This is a genomic window from Clostridium sp. (assembly GCF_030532265.1).
Taxonomy (GTDB): Bacteria; Bacillota; Clostridia; order Clostridiales; family Clostridiaceae; genus Clostridium.
Genome location: NZ_JAUNLM010000052.1, coordinates 1 through 14,317 on the forward strand (window position 1 = coordinate 1; position 14,317 = coordinate 14,317).

The 14,317-nt window shown below is 26.7% G+C and carries 16 protein-coding genes; 9 read left to right on the top strand and 7 right to left on the bottom strand.

Annotation, left to right across the window (positions count from 1 at the left end):
- Positions 1 to 189: 189 nt before the first annotated feature.
- Positions 190 to 417, top strand: a complete 228-nt coding sequence (locus Q4E08_RS09860) for a FeoA family protein (protein WP_303130610.1) — start codon at positions 190 to 192, stop codon at positions 415 to 417.
- Between the two features lie 12 nt (positions 418 to 429).
- The gene (gene feoB, locus Q4E08_RS09865; protein ID WP_303130611.1) at positions 430 to 2,556 is read left to right on the top strand and encodes a ferrous iron transport protein B; all 2,127 of its coding nucleotides are present in this window, start codon (positions 430 to 432) and stop codon (positions 2,554 to 2,556) included.
- 30 nt (positions 2,557 to 2,586) lie between these two features.
- Here the strand turns inward: feoB and Q4E08_RS09870 are convergent, their stop codons facing one another.
- Positions 2,587 to 3,564: an ATP-binding protein gene (locus Q4E08_RS09870; RefSeq protein ID WP_303130612.1), complete on the bottom strand. Its 978-nt coding sequence runs from the start codon at positions 3,562 to 3,564 to the stop codon at positions 2,587 to 2,589.
- Positions 3,557 to 4,564: a DnaD domain protein gene (locus Q4E08_RS09875; RefSeq protein ID WP_303130614.1), complete on the bottom strand. Its 1,008-nt coding sequence runs from the start codon at positions 4,562 to 4,564 to the stop codon at positions 3,557 to 3,559. Before Q4E08_RS09875 ends, Q4E08_RS09870 begins: the two co-directional genes overlap by 8 nt.
- A gap of 182 nt (positions 4,565 to 4,746) precedes the next feature.
- Here Q4E08_RS09875 and Q4E08_RS09880 point away from each other — a divergent pair, with 182 nt between their 5' ends.
- Positions 4,747 to 5,946 (top strand): peptidoglycan DD-metalloendopeptidase family protein, encoded by a 1,200-nt coding sequence (locus Q4E08_RS09880; RefSeq protein WP_303130615.1) that lies wholly within the window; start codon positions 4,747 to 4,749, stop codon positions 5,944 to 5,946.
- On the opposite strand, the gene Q4E08_RS09885 is transcribed toward Q4E08_RS09880, so the two are convergent.
- The 5 genes from Q4E08_RS09885 to Q4E08_RS09905 form a co-directional block, all read right to left on the bottom strand.
- Positions 5,947 to 7,146 (bottom strand): S8 family serine peptidase, encoded by a 1,200-nt coding sequence (locus Q4E08_RS09885; RefSeq protein WP_303130617.1) that lies wholly within the window; start codon positions 7,144 to 7,146, stop codon positions 5,947 to 5,949. It lies immediately after the preceding gene.
- Positions 7,147 to 7,254: 108 nt separating this feature from the next.
- On the bottom strand, positions 7,255 to 8,079 hold the full coding sequence (locus Q4E08_RS09890; RefSeq protein WP_303130618.1) for an MBL fold metallo-hydrolase: 825 nt from the start codon (positions 8,077 to 8,079) through the stop codon (positions 7,255 to 7,257).
- Between the two features lie 24 nt (positions 8,080 to 8,103).
- On the bottom strand, positions 8,104 to 8,535 hold the full coding sequence (locus Q4E08_RS09895; protein WP_303130619.1) for a DMT family transporter: 432 nt from the start codon (positions 8,533 to 8,535) through the stop codon (positions 8,104 to 8,106).
- Between the two features lie 83 nt (positions 8,536 to 8,618).
- Positions 8,619 to 9,077: a dUTP diphosphatase gene (locus Q4E08_RS09900; RefSeq protein WP_303130621.1), complete on the bottom strand. Its 459-nt coding sequence runs from the start codon at positions 9,075 to 9,077 to the stop codon at positions 8,619 to 8,621.
- A gap of 190 nt (positions 9,078 to 9,267) precedes the next feature.
- Positions 9,268 to 9,810, bottom strand: a complete 543-nt coding sequence (locus tag Q4E08_RS09905; RefSeq protein WP_303130622.1) for a hypothetical protein — start codon at positions 9,808 to 9,810, stop codon at positions 9,268 to 9,270.
- Between the two features lie 149 nt (positions 9,811 to 9,959).
- Between Q4E08_RS09905 and Q4E08_RS09910 the strand changes: the two genes are divergently transcribed.
- The 6 genes from Q4E08_RS09910 to rlmH all read left to right on the top strand — a co-directional run.
- Positions 9,960 to 10,118: a DUF1540 domain-containing protein gene (locus tag Q4E08_RS09910; protein WP_303130623.1), complete on the top strand. Its 159-nt coding sequence runs from the start codon at positions 9,960 to 9,962 to the stop codon at positions 10,116 to 10,118.
- Positions 10,119 to 10,336: 218 nt separating this feature from the next.
- On the top strand, positions 10,337 to 11,602 hold the full coding sequence (locus Q4E08_RS09915; protein ID WP_303130624.1) for a UDP-N-acetylglucosamine 1-carboxyvinyltransferase: 1,266 nt from the start codon (positions 10,337 to 10,339) through the stop codon (positions 11,600 to 11,602).
- 19 nt (positions 11,603 to 11,621) lie between these two features.
- Positions 11,622 to 12,413 carry an MBL fold metallo-hydrolase gene (locus Q4E08_RS09920; RefSeq protein WP_303130625.1) on the top strand — a complete coding sequence of 264 codons (792 nt, stop codon included), beginning with the start codon at positions 11,622 to 11,624 and terminating at the stop codon, positions 12,411 to 12,413.
- Between the two features lie 24 nt (positions 12,414 to 12,437).
- The gene (locus tag Q4E08_RS09925; RefSeq protein WP_303130626.1) at positions 12,438 to 12,935 is read left to right on the top strand and encodes an SEC-C metal-binding domain-containing protein; all 498 of its coding nucleotides are present in this window, start codon (positions 12,438 to 12,440) and stop codon (positions 12,933 to 12,935) included.
- Between the two features lie 114 nt (positions 12,936 to 13,049).
- On the top strand, positions 13,050 to 13,691 hold the full coding sequence (locus Q4E08_RS09930) for a lactate utilization protein (protein WP_303130628.1): 642 nt from the start codon (positions 13,050 to 13,052) through the stop codon (positions 13,689 to 13,691).
- Between the two features lie 168 nt (positions 13,692 to 13,859).
- Positions 13,860 to 14,317: 23S rRNA (pseudouridine(1915)-N(3))-methyltransferase RlmH (rlmH, locus tag Q4E08_RS09935; protein WP_303130629.1), on the top strand; the 458-nt coding region annotated here is incomplete at its 3' end.

The following is a 14,317-nucleotide window of genomic DNA, read 5'->3' on the forward strand; positions in this document are numbered from 1 at the left end:
GAGTGCTGGCCTGTCACGCCAGAGGTCGAGGGTTCGAACCCCTTCTGAGTCGCCAAAGTTAGAAGTAAGATTTTATCTTACTTCTTTTTTTTATTTTTTTATTCTTTATATTATCAATCACGACATATAATTATTTTCATAATCTATTAATAAGAAATTATAAAAATTAACACGAAAAGGAGGTTAATAATGAAATTAAATGAAGTTGAGTTAGGGTCTATTGTGAAGGTAATTGATATAGAAGTAGATGGAGATCTTAGAAGAAGGTTTTTTGATATGGGAATAGTAGAAGGGACTTTAATAGAAGTTTTATACGAGAGTCCATTTAAAGATCCAAGAGCATATTTAATAAGAGGGACTGTAATTGCAATAAGAGAAGAGGATAGTGAAAAGATTAGTGTAGTTAATCAATTTTAGGAGAGGATTAAATTGGGACTAAATAAAAACTCAACTGGAATAAATATATTATCTTTAAATAATTATAAAAATAATACTAAAGAGAATTTTGTAATTGCATTAGCTGGAAATCCAAATGTGGGAAAAAGTACGGTTTTTAATGCATTAACTGGATTAAATCAGCATACTGGTAATTGGCCAGGAAAAACAGTAAGTAATGCGGAAGGATATTATGAATTTAAAAATAAAATTATTAAGGTAGTTGATTTACCAGGAACTTATTCACTATTATCTAATTCAGAAGAAGAGGAAATTGCAAGGGATTATATATGCTTTAATAAACCTGATTTAGTTGTTGTAATAGCTGATGCAACTTCTTTAGAGAGAAACTTAAATTTATTTTTTCAGATCTCGGAAATAAGTAAAAGAGTAATTTTATGTGTTAATTTAATAGATGAGGCTAAGAAAAAGGGTATAAATATAAATACTAAATTATTATCAAAAGAAATAGAAACATCAGTCATAGAAACAGCTGCAACAAAAGGAGTAGGTATAGAAGAATTAAAGGAAGCTATACTTATTGAAGTGTCAAGAGAAGAAAATGAAAAATGCTTAATAAAATATGATAATTATATAGAAAAAAATATTAAAGTTTTAAAAAATGTTCTAATGGAAGCTAATAATGAAATTACAGAAAAAGAAGGTAGATGGATAGCTTTAAGATTATTAGAAGGAGATAGCAGTATAAAAAATTCTATATACAATATATATAACTTTAATGAAAAGAATTTGGATATAATTTCATTAAAAGTTAATGAGATACTAGAAGAAAATAGAGATAAGATTATAGGGGATAAAATAATAAAAACTCTTATAGGTAAGGCTGAAAATCTTTGTAATAAAGTTGTAAAAGTAACGGATAAATATAATAATTTTCAAAGAAAAATTGATAAAGTATTAGTTTCTAAAATAACTGGAATACCTATAATGATAATTACATTGCTTGTTGTTTTGTGGATAACAATAACATTAGCAAATTATCCATCTTCTATGCTTGCAAATTTATTCGGATATGGTGAAGAGTATTTAAGAGATTTATTTTTAAATACATCTGTACCAAATTGGATTTCTGGAATTTTAATAGATGGTGTATATGTAACATTAGCATGGGTAGTTTCGGTAATGCTTCCACCTATGGCTATATTTTTTCCTATGTTTACTCTTTTAGAAGACTTAGGATACTTACCAAGAATTGCTTTTAATTTAGATAAGTGCTTTAAAAAATGCTGTTCATGCGGAAAACAAGCTTTAACTATGTGCATGGGTCTTGGATGTAATGCAGCTGGTGTAATAGGATGTAAAATAATAAATTCTCCTAGAGAAAGATTAATAGCAATTTTAACTAATGTATTTATGCCTTGTAATGGCAGATTTCCAATGCTTATATCTATAGCTACTATATTCATGGGAGGAATATCAGTAGGAATTAGTGGAAATTTAGTATCAGCAATTACTGTTACTGTTGTTATTATTTTTGGAGTTCTTATGACTTTTCTAGTATCTAAAATTTTATCTAAGACTATACTTAAGGGAGTTCCATCAAACTTTATATTAGAACTTCCTCCATACAGAAAACCTCAAGCAGGTAAAATAATAGTTAGATCAATATTGGATAGAACATTATATGTACTAGGAAGAGCGGTAGTTGTTGCAGCACCAGCTGGTGTTGTTATATGGGTATTTTCTAATATTAATGTTGGAGATAGTTCGCTTTTAACAGTATGTGCTGATTTTTTAGCACCTTTTGCTAATAGTATAGGTGTAGATGGATATATTTTAATGGCATTTATACTAGGCTTACCAGCTAATGAAATAGTTATGCCAATTATAATAATGAGTTATTTAAGAGCGACAACAATGCTTGAACTAGAAAGTTTATATGAGCTTAAAGACTTGTTAATAGCAAATGGCTGGACAATACTTACGGCTATTAATGTTATGATATTATGTTTAATGCATTATCCATGTGGAACAACGCTTTTAACTATAAAAAAGGAAACAAATAGTATTAAGTGGACTATTATAAGTTTTTTAATACCAACTGTTGCTGGTATATTTATATGTTTTTGTACAACACAAATTTGGAGATTGATCGTATAAAAAGTGGAGTATTTATAAATACTCCACTTTTTATCTCTTTGATAAATTTAATTTTATTCTTATATCTTCAGAATAAAACTTTTGTAATTTAAAGTTTCCTAAAAGTCTTGATGATATTCTTTCGCTATAATGTCTTGAAAGTTCAGCTAATGTGAAGTTAGTTGATATAATCATCTTTTTCTTTTTAAGCAGTTTTTTATTTATTAAATTAAATAATTCTGTAGCAACAAAATCATTAAGTTGTTCTGAACCTAAATCATCTATAATAAGAAGATCACAGTCTATAAGAAGTTTTTCCATATAAGTATTATTATTAAATCTTACTTCTTTTAATGCTTTTATTAATTCATCAGAAGTTTTATAAATAACTAAGAATCCTCGATCTAAAAGTTCTTTAGCTATACAATATGAAAGAAAGGTTTTTCCGCTACCTGGAGTTCCATAAAACAATAAGTTATCAGAACTATTACTGAAGTTTGGAATAAAGTCTTTCATTATGAATTCTAGATTATTTCTCATATTAGTTCTAGGAGAAAATTTTTCATAACTATCTTTTGATGATGAAAAGAGCTCAATATTAAAGTTACTAAAGTTGTTATCTTTAAGTATTTCTTCAAGTTCTGAATCTTTGTAATATAGTTTAGTTAGTTTTTCTCTATAACAATCACATTTTTCTATTCCTACATAACCTGTATCTTGACATTTATTACATCTATAATGCATATTTAAGTATTCAGGATCATATCCATATTGAACAAGCTTTTCACATTTTTTAGCTCTTATATCAATAATATTATCTTTAATTTCTTGAATTTGATCTTCAGTAGCGTTACTCTTTAAAATTGTCATAGATAATTTTAATGAAAGTTTATGAATTTCATTATCTAAGTCAATTATTTCAGGATGTAGTGCTTTAATTTCAGCTCTACGTTTTTTTAAGTTATGAGTTTCTTCATTTCGAATTTTTTGATATACTTCCATTAATTCAGATTGATATCCCTTAATCATCTTTATCCCATCCTAACAGTTTTTTCTCTAAGGAGTCATAATCATACTCTCTTTGTTTAAAATCATTAAATCTGATAGCTTTTGGCTTGTTTTGATTATTAGAATTGAAATTATTATTAAAGTTCTTATTTGACTTATTATGATTTTTATCTTTTAATGCAACATCTTCTATAGTTTTTATATCATTTTTATGCCAATTACCTAATATTCCATCTATGTACTTAAAGTCTGCCCTATTTAACCTTTCAAAGCATATATCACAAGCTTTTTCTATTAAAGGCATTTGAAATTTATAAGTAAATATCCATTTTTCAAGCATTTCTTCTTGTGGTTTCATAACTTCAGATGATTTCATCCCAAGATAAGATAAAATTCTTCTTATTTTAGTCCACTTATCTTCTGTTTGTTTAATTTGAGATTGAGCATCTTCTATCGTCTTTATGCCCATATCATTCCAAGCTTCAGCAACCTTCTCTATATATCTGAAATTAGTTTTTCCTTTTGAAGAACAATATTCTATTAGTAATAGTATTAATTCAGATGGGAATGAAAAATCCTTTTGCCAACCAAGATATATTTCCATTTCTTTGCTTGAAAGAGGTCTTGATAATATTTTTTCTATGTCTTTAAGCATATCGTGTGTTTCTGAACTGTTTAGGGCTTCTAATATATTTATACTATCTTTATTGAACTCTACATCTTCTTCTTTAAGGTCAATAAATTCTATATTAAAATTATTCATTTTATCTATTGGAACAAGTTTTAAAACACCTTCATCATTCCAGTAGTTTAATGCATTCATTATGTCAGATTCTAGTAAGTTTAATGTTGAAGCTAAAATTGAAGAATTAACTCCAAGTTCACCACTTACGTTATATTTTAACATTAACAAATAAACCTTAACAAATTCACCACGAGCTTTTGGCATGTATTTTTCTAGAAAGACATTGCTAACAGGGGTAAAATCTAAAGGTTTATTTTTAAGCATAAAAGTGCTCATTTAGATTCTCTACCTTTCAAATTAAATTTAATAGTTAAATTATATTATTTCATTTATGTAAACTAATTATAACAAAGGGAACATTATATAACAACTTAAGGAAAATCTTTAATATGAATAAAAATTTTATCAATTGGGAAAGTTAATTGATGTGTTAAAAAACTATAGAAAAGGAGATTTTTATGAGCTCGAGAAATATTAAGAAATTTATACTATTACTATTTATATTAATATCAGGAGCATTATTAATAAACAACTTTTTAGATTATAGAGCAAAAGGCTTTGAAGTATATTTAGGAAATGCTGTAATTGGTTATGGAAATAATAAAGAAAGAATTAAAGAAGATTACAATAAAATATTAGTGAGTATAAATGATAAATTATCAAAAGAAGAAAAAATAGATAAGAAAAGATTATCTTTTAAAAGAATTTATGAAGATGTTCAGCTTACGAACTATGATGAATTTATGAGTAGTATTATAAATTCACTGAATAATGAAGTAACATTAAAGTTATTAAGTATAGATGGTGTAAAGTTAGGATATGTTATTGATGAAAATCAATTAGAAGATGTTTTAAGAGAGGTTAGTAATATATATATTACTAAAAATAAAATAGATAATAAAAAAATTAATAACATAAATATAAAAGGTAATATAAATTTAAAAGATGAAAAGGTTAATTTATCAAAATTAGATAGAAGTGAAGATTTAGCAAATTCTATTATAGAAAGAAATGAAAAAGAATTATTAAAAGTTGAATTAACGTTAAGGGATAAATTAATAGTAGATGTAGAGCCATCAGTTAAAATTGAAAGAACTGATGATTTGTTTTTAGGAGAAAGTTATGTAAAAAGCAAGGGGGAAAGAGGGAGAAAGGAACAATACATAGAAACAATATATATAAATAATGAAAAGAAGAATAGTGAAGTTATTTCTGAAAATACAATAGTAGAAAGTAAAAGTAAAGTTATATGCAAAGGGACAAAAAATCCTTTAAATGGTAATACTCCATTTTTAATGAGACCTACTAGAGGAGATGTCATAACATCTAGCTTTGGTAAGAGATGGGGTAAAAATCATAATGGAATTGATATAGCAGGAAATACTGGAGAACCTGTAGTAGCTGCATTTGATGGTGTTGTTAAAAATGCATTCTTTGAGAGGAATGGTTATGGAAACATTGTTATTCTAGAACATGAAAATGGACTTGAGACAAGATATGCACATATGAGTAAGATAGATGTGAAGGAAGGAGAAAAAATTAAGAAAGGTGATGTTGTTGGAAAGGTTGGAAGTACTGGAAGAAGTACAGGGCCACACTTACATTTTGAATTAAGAGCAAATGGAAACCCTGTAAATCCTGAAGATTATATAGATTAATTATTTTAATATATTATTAAAAGATAAAATTCCATTACCAACAATATCTTTAGGTAAATCTTTTTTATCGCAAGCTAACTTTATTATAGATAAAACATCATTAAATGTATAAGATGGATTACTCTCTAATATTAATGCACATACAGAGCAAACAAATGCAACTGCTAAAGATGTTCCACTAAATGTTTTATAGTTAGAATTTAGCTTACTTGGATATACCTTAATACCATTTCTTTCGGAAACATATGAAGTATTACTATTTAATGATGCTATATTAGTACAGGATGCAACACAATTAGGTTTAATAATTTTATTGTATGGACCTTTTGATGAATATAAATAAGGTGTGACTGGTTTTGAGCTATTTACCCCACCTACAGTTATACAATTATTTAATGTTGCTATTCCTTTAATCATATCTTTTTCATAATTTACACTTCCACTTGGAACGATTGGTATTAAATTATGTTTTATTGCAACATCAAATACACATTTAAATGCATCAATTATATAATAATTTAAATTTAAAAGTTCAAAAGGTAAACAAAGAATTCTTATATTTTTTTCTTCTGATAATTTTATTAAGCATTCAATACTATAAAGTACGTCAGAAGCATATCCTTTACCTAATTTGTCAAAGGCTTTATAACAAATTATATTACTTGATGGTGATATGCCTTTATATAGATTATTAGAATTTAAACCACTAGAACACATTATTCCTGCTATTGCAGTTCCATGTCCGTTATCATCATAAGGATATTTAAATTCATTTATAAGATCAAAAAAATATTCTATTTTATTATTAGGGCTTAGAAGATCAGGGTGAGGAAAAACACCACTATCTACTAAGCCTATGTTTATATTCTTTCCTGAATATTTTGATTTATTAGTGTCGTATAAATTGCAGTTATTTGCTGAAGTGACACTTATTCCACATAAAAATAAGTAGTCATCAAGAAATATACTTTCTACTTCTGGATATTCAATTAATTTTTTTATTTCATATTTATTTAAATTAGCAACAACTATATTACAATAATCTAGTGAATAAATTAAAGCACCTTTAAAGTGAGATATTTTCTTTACTATAGATGAAAATAAGTTTTTACACTTTACAAGGACTCTATATTTTTTATAAGAATTATTTTTTAATGCGATGTTTAGATTATAATCAAGTTTATTTTTAAAACTAAACATAGAGTTCTCCTAAAATATTATTACAATATCATAGTATAAATTTGATACAATAATTGTTAATAATATTTTATTTAATATAAAAATTATAAAAAATAAGCTATAGTAAGACTATAGCTTATATGTTTCTCCGACATTTATAATTTTGACGGTGTTATCTTTAAAGTTAACTAATGTATCATGAGTTTCATCAAAGTCTTCTAATGATATTTTAAATGTTTTATAATGAATAGGAATCATTATTTTACTTTTCATCATTTTAAACATTTTATAACTTTGCTCAGGATTACAATGCATATATTCAAATCTAGCGGGTTTATAACAACCTACTGGCATAAGTGCAACATCACATTCTATATCTTTAAATGCTTCGGTGTAAGCTGTATCTCCTGCAAAGAAAATTTTCTTATTGTTACCTTCAATAATATAGGAGTTACTCTCATCGTCTATGCCAATATAAAATCTACGACCATCATGATTAGCTTGAATAGATTTCACTTTAATAAAATCATCTTCAAATGTATTACCAGATCTTAATAAGTGAACATTTTTATATCCTAGCTTTGATAAAATCCTTTTATAGCCTTTAGGAACTATAACAGTTGCATCTTTATTTAACTTTTTAAGTTGCCTTAATGATGGAAAATGCATATGATCCATATGACCATGTGATAAAAGAATATAATCAAATTTTAATTCAGTAATATCAAATGGTTTTTCTATAACTCTTTTAAAATATCCTAATCTATTTGAAATAACAGGATCTGTTAAAATTAATTTTCCACCTAAATTTAGTATTGTTGTAGCATGACCGTACCAGTGTATTGAATCTTCATGGATTGGATCATTTGCAGATTTATCTCTATCATTAAAATATTCTCTCATATTTGTGTAAGTTAACTTAGATAAAAAATGAATGTTTTTAAATAAATTCATAAGTATTATCTCCTTAAGTGTTAGTTATCTTTTCCACTTAAATACTATAATACCTATAATCATAATTGCAACACCTAAAAAATCTTTTAAGGTAAAATTAAGTTTTTCAGTACCAAATAATCCAAAGTAATCAATTATTGCAGCAGCAATAATTTGAGATATTAATATTACTCCTATAGCATAAGTAGTTCCAAGAGAACCTATACTCATCATAACAGTAAATATTATTACTACTCCAAGTACTCCACCTAAAAGATATAGTTTGTTTGCGTTATTAAGTTCTTTAAAATTACCTTTACCAGCAAATGCAGTTATAATGACTGTAAGTATTAAACCTATTAATTGAACTAATACATTAGTTTCCCAAGTACCTATCTTCTCTCCAAGCTTTGTATTAAAAACTCCTTGAAGGCTCATTGAAATTCCAGATACTATTGCATAAATTATTCCTAACAATTGAATCACCTCAAAGTTAGTTTTACCAATTAAGTAAAAATTATAATAAAAAAAAGCTATAAGAAAATCTTATAGCCAAATGATTAATTAAATTGTTTAAATCCTTCTGTTATTTCATCTTCTGAAAATCCAAGAGAATTTCCAAGACTTAGTAAATCTTCGAATAAAGTTTCAAAATGATCTTCTGAACGTGATATGATTAAATCATTTATATCTATATAGAGATTAAGAAATTGATCACTTAAACAATATTCTGTAGGTTGCATAGAAATTTCAGTTACGTTGTCATATTCATTAGTAATTCCTATTGATAATACTTGTTGTAAACAAATTAAATACTTATTAAAAATCTTTTTCTTATCAAGATGAGAGTTTATATTTTTAGAATAGTTAAAGCAATCAGTTTCATTTGCAAGGTCACTAATCTTAATATGTAACTCTAAATTTTTACGAGATTTAATTTTATAATCATCTAAATCTGGATTAATAGTTATTTTATTATCAAGTTTTTTTTGAATTTTAAATAAATTGGAAACAAACATCAACGAATCCTCCCTGCTCTTAAAGCAATTATCTTTATTTATTTTACAAAAACTTTCAGTAGATGAAAAGGTCAGTAAACGAATACAAATAAAACTTTTTTGAAAATTTATAAAATTTCATAAAATTTAGAAATAAAATTAAAAAAATAAACTTCATTTATTTTAAATGAAGTCTTAATTAAAAAATAATTTAAAATGTTTTTAAATCAAAATCTTTTATTTTTAATTCTTTTTTATTATGTGGAACTTTCCATAATTCAAATTTATCTATTTTTAGTGTTTGATTTTCTAAATTTTTATTTATGGTAGATTTTAAATCAAAAGAATTTTTCTTATTATCTTTTGGAAGATAATTTAAGTTAGCTAAGGAAACAGATAATTTATCTATATTTTCTTCTCTAACATTAAATCCATGAAGTTTTAATGTATCTTTTAGACATCTTTCGATTTTTTTGATATATCCAACTCCATTTAAATTTATATTTATAGTCTTTAAATTTTCATTTATAGCAAATTCATCAGAAAGTTCTATTTTAAATTTCTTATAAGGTTTTAAAACCTTTTCTATTACTGGTGTTAATTTTTCAATATTAGGATTATCTAATATTTCTAGTGCTATATATGGAGCAGGTGAATTTCTGTTTGCTCTAAACTTTTTTGATAAGGTTTTTTGAATAGGGTTTATAAATTCATATGAAGAATCATCAAATAATGCAACAATATAGTATCTCATATTTTACCTCGCCTAATATACTCTTTGATTTAATAACCAAACTTTTCTATAAATTATAACATAATACTTTAAAGAAAAAAACTAAAAGGAATAAATAAAAGGTTTTATCACATACTACTTATGTAACTTAAGTTTAGGAGGGATTTTTTATGGATCACAATTCAAGTATTAAATGTGTAGTTAATGAATGTAAATATCATTGCAAAGAAGATAATTATTGTACATTAGACACAATTATGGTAGGAAAACATTCTCATAAAGCAACTACAACTGAATGTACAGATTGTAACTCTTTTGAAGTTAAATAACAAAAATAACCATTTAGAGATAGATAAAAGCCCACAAAGCTTTTATCTATCTTATTTTTTGTCAAAAAAATATTTCAATAATGCAACTTTGTGTTATAATGATAAACGAACTATAAAAATTGATAATAGGATTATAATGTCTAATAGATATTTTTTTGATAAATAATATAATTTTGGGAATTTTAAGTATATAGAATCTAAAAATAAGGGTGAATTGGATGGAAAAGTTAGTTATAAATGGAGGAAGACCTTTAGTAGGGTCAGTTGATATAAATGGAGCTAAAAATGCAGCAGTCGCAATATTACCAGCAGCAGTAATTGCTAGTGAATCAAAGTGTGTTATAGATAACATACCAGATATTGAGGACGTACATTGTTTAGAAAGAATACTTGTAAGCTTAGGTTGTAAAGTTAGAAAAATTGATAATAATACATTAGAAATAGATAGCACAGAGGTTAATAATTATGATGCTTGTACTGAAGATGTAAGAAGAATGAGAGCATCATATTATTTTATTGGAGCACTTTTAGCAAGATTTAAAGAAGCAAGAGTTGAACTTCCAGGGGGATGTCCTATAGGTGTTAGACCTATAGATCAACATATTAAAGGCTTTGAAGCTCTAGGTGCAGATGTTACTATAGAACATGGTGCTGTAAAGGTTAAAGCTGATAGATTAGTAGGAACAAATATTTTCTTTGATGTTGTTTCTGTTGGAGCAACTATAAATGTTATGATAGCTGCTACAGGAGCAGAAGGAGTTACTACTTTAGAAAATGTTGCTAAGGAACCACATGTAGTTGATGTTGCTAACTTCTTAAACTCAATGGGAGCAAATATTAAGGGTGCTGGTACTGATATTATAAGAATTCAAGGTGTAGAAAAGTTCAAAGGTTGTGCATATAGCGTAATACCAGATCAGATAGAAGCTGGTACATTTATGATAGCTGCAGCTGCTACTAAAGGAGATGTAACTATAAAAAATGTTATACCAAAACACTTAGAATCAATAACAGCTAAACTTAATGAAATGGGTGCTAAAGTTGAAGAAGGTGATGATTCTGTAAGAGTTACATGTTCTGGAAAGTTAAAAGGAGTAAATGTTAAGACAGCTCCATATCCAGGTTTCCCAACAGATATACAACAACCAATGTCAACTTTATTAAGTATAGTGCCAGGAAGAAGTTTAATAACTGAATCAATATGGGAAAGCAGACATAAACATATTGATGAACTTAAGAAAATGGGTGCTAATATAAAGGTTGAAGGAAGAGTTGCTATAATAGATGGAGTTGAAAAACTTACTGGGGCGGTTGTTAAGGCAACTGACTTAAGGGCCGGAGCCGCAATGGTTATAGCTGGTCTTATAGCAGATGGTTCAACTGAAATAACAAGTATAGAGCATATAGATAGAGGATACCCTCATATTGAAGATAAGTTCAGAAGTTTAGGTGCTGAAATAGTAAGAGTTGATGTAGCAGAATAATTGGGGGCGAAGATATATAATGAAATTTTGTTCGCTTTATAGTGGGAGTAGTGGAAATAGTATTTTTGTAGGTAACGATAATACTAGAATATTAGTTGATGCTGGAATGCCAGGCAAGAAGATTGATGAAGCACTAGCAAAGATAGATCAAAATCCAAAAGATATAAATGGTATTTTTGTGACACATGAACATTCAGATCATATTAAAGGTGTGGGAGTTTTATCAAGGAAATATGATATACCTATATATGCAAATGATAAAACATGGGAAGCCATGAAAGGATCTATTGGCAAAATAAAAGAACACAATATAAAAATAATGGACAGAAGAAGTACGGTAATTATAAATGATTTAGAGATTAAATCATTTGTAATACCTCATGATGCTATTTCTCCAGTTGGATATACAATAAAGTCAAAAGATAATTTAATAAGTATTGCAACTGATTTTGGTACATTTACTGAAGAAATAAGAGATAATATAAAAGATTCTAATATTATACTTTTAGAATGCAATCATGATGTTAGTATGCTTAAATTTGGTCCTTATCCTTACAATCTTAAGAGAAGGATATTAAGTGAAATAGGACATTTATCAAATGATGATTGTGGAGAAGCTATTGCTGAAATTATAAAGCATGGTAATGATAAAAAAATAATATTAGGTCACTTAAGTGGTACAAATAATCATCCAGACTTAGCTTATCAGACAGTTTTAACTTCTTTAGCTGAAAAAGGTATTGAAGAAGGTTTGGATGTTAAAATTTCAATGGCTAGTAGACATGAACCTAGCTCATTAATTAACTTATAATAAGAAGGAAAGAGGGAGAATGAGATGAGTTTATACAAAAATTGGACTGACATGGTTGTTGAATATGTAAAAACAAAAGGTGAAAAAGCTTTTTGGGAAGAGTATGGTAAGATAGAAACAAATATTTATAAAGATTTATTATCAAACCACAAAGAAGTAAAAAAAACAACAATAAATAATTTAGCTAAAGAACAAAATACAACTGAAGAATTCGTAATGGGATTTGTTGATGGAATAAATGATAGTTTAAAAGTACCATATGATTTAGAAACTATAGATGGAAACACTGAATTAGTATTAGATATAGATTTTGAGAAATTATATTTTAATATGTTAGATGCAAAAGCTGATTATTTATTTAATTTACCACAATGGGATGGAATTTTTTCAGAAGAAAAGAGAAAAGAAATTAAAAAAGCATATAATGATTCAAAGACAGTAAGAAATGAAGAAAAGATAGGCAGAAACGATCCATGTCCATGTGGAAGCGGAAAAAAATATAAGAAATGTTGTGGAAAATAATTTAGACATTTAAAAGCTCATAAGATTTTATGAGCTTTTCTTAATATTTAGAACAAGTTATATTAAATTTATATTTTTTTTATTTTTATATAAATATTTAGGAGGTTTTGTATTATGGATAAAAATGTTATATGGGCAAATGAACAAAAGATAACCAGAACTGTACAAGCTATAAATAAAAATAATATGAACGGATACTATGCAAAAGATAGAGAAGAACTTATAAGAATTATAGAAGATATAGTAAGTGAAAATTCCTTAGTTTCATGTGGAGGTTCTATGACTCTTTTGGAAACTGGTGTAATGGAACATTTAAGGAGCGGAAGATATAAGTTTTTAGATAGGTATAAAGAAGATATTACAAGAGAAGAAGTTGTAAATATGTTTAAGGAATCATTTTTTGCTGATGCATATTTTACAAGTAGTAATGCTGTTACTGAAAATGGGGAACTTTATAATGTAGATGGAAATGGAAATAGAGTTGCAGCAATGCTTTATGGACCAGAAAAGGTTATAGTTATTTGTGGAGTAAATAAAATAGTAAAGAATGTTGAAGAAGCAATAAAAAGAAATAGAGAATGTGCTGCACCAATAAATGCAAAAAGATTAAATAAAGAAACACCATGTTCAAAGGTTGGATATTGCATGGATTGTAAAAGTAAAGATAGAATATGCAATGAGTATACTTTAATAAAAAGACAAAATAGAAAAGAGAGAATGCACATAATATTTTTAAATGAAAACTTAGGATATTAAAAAACATATGCACTAGTTAATAAAGTATAACTATACTTAATTTTTTGAACGCAAGGAGATACTTTCAAAATAAAATTAAAATAACTAGTGCATTTAACTATTATAAATATATGATTTTGGTTAAAACATTATTACATAATTTCAAAAATGTTTAGTTTAGGAGGAAAAATGAACATAACATTAGTTACTGTAGGTAAATTAAAAGAAAAATATTTAAAACAAGCTATTGATGAATATTCAAAAAGGTTAGGAAGATACTGCAAACTTGATATAATAGAACTTCCGGATGAAAAAACTCCTGATAATGCATCAGAGAAAGAGGAAATTCAAATAAAGGAGAAAGAAGGTAGATTAATACTTTCAAAAATAAAGGATAATTCCTACGTTGTAGCTATGGATTTACAAGGTAAAGAAATTACATCAGAGCAGTTTTCGAGTTTTATAGAAAAGTGTGGAGTTACTGGTAATTCAAATATAGTATTTATAGTTGGTGGAAGCCTTGGTCTTTCTGATGAAGTGAGAAGAAGAGCAGATTATAAGTTATGTTTCTCTAAGATGACTTTTCCACATCAGCTATTTAGAGTTATGCTTTTAGAACAAGTATATAGAGCTTTTAGAATAATGAA

Excerpts from the sequence above, each read along its gene's own strand:
- Q4E08_RS09915 (WP_303130624.1), top strand. The coding sequence starts at position 10,337 with ATGGAAAAGTTAGTTATAAATGGAGGAAGACCTTTAGTAGGGTCAGTT.
- Q4E08_RS09885 (WP_303130617.1), bottom strand. The coding sequence starts at position 7,146 with ATGTTTAGTTTTAAAAATAAACTTGATTATAATCTAAACATCGCATTA.
- Q4E08_RS09890 (WP_303130618.1), bottom strand. The coding sequence starts at position 8,079 with ATGAATTTATTTAAAAACATTCATTTTTTATCTAAGTTAACTTACACA.
- Q4E08_RS09900 (WP_303130621.1), bottom strand. The coding sequence starts at position 9,077 with ATGTTTGTTTCCAATTTATTTAAAATTCAAAAAAAACTTGATAATAAA.
- Q4E08_RS09860 (WP_303130610.1), top strand. The coding sequence starts at position 190 with ATGAAATTAAATGAAGTTGAGTTAGGGTCTATTGTGAAGGTAATTGAT.
- Q4E08_RS09875 (WP_303130614.1), bottom strand. The coding sequence starts at position 4,564 with ATGAGCACTTTTATGCTTAAAAATAAACCTTTAGATTTTACCCCTGTT.
- Q4E08_RS09880 (WP_303130615.1), top strand. The coding sequence starts at position 4,747 with ATGAGCTCGAGAAATATTAAGAAATTTATACTATTACTATTTATATTA.
- Q4E08_RS09925 (WP_303130626.1), top strand. The coding sequence starts at position 12,438 with ATGAGTTTATACAAAAATTGGACTGACATGGTTGTTGAATATGTAAAA.
- Q4E08_RS09910 (WP_303130623.1), top strand. The coding sequence starts at position 9,960 with ATGGATCACAATTCAAGTATTAAATGTGTAGTTAATGAATGTAAATAT.
- Q4E08_RS09930 (WP_303130628.1), top strand. The coding sequence starts at position 13,050 with ATGGATAAAAATGTTATATGGGCAAATGAACAAAAGATAACCAGAACT.
- Q4E08_RS09905 (WP_303130622.1), bottom strand. The coding sequence starts at position 9,810 with ATGAGATACTATATTGTTGCATTATTTGATGATTCTTCATATGAATTT.
- Q4E08_RS09870 (WP_303130612.1), bottom strand. The coding sequence starts at position 3,564 with ATGATTAAGGGATATCAATCTGAATTAATGGAAGTATATCAAAAAATT.
- Q4E08_RS09920 (WP_303130625.1), top strand. The coding sequence starts at position 11,622 with ATGAAATTTTGTTCGCTTTATAGTGGGAGTAGTGGAAATAGTATTTTT.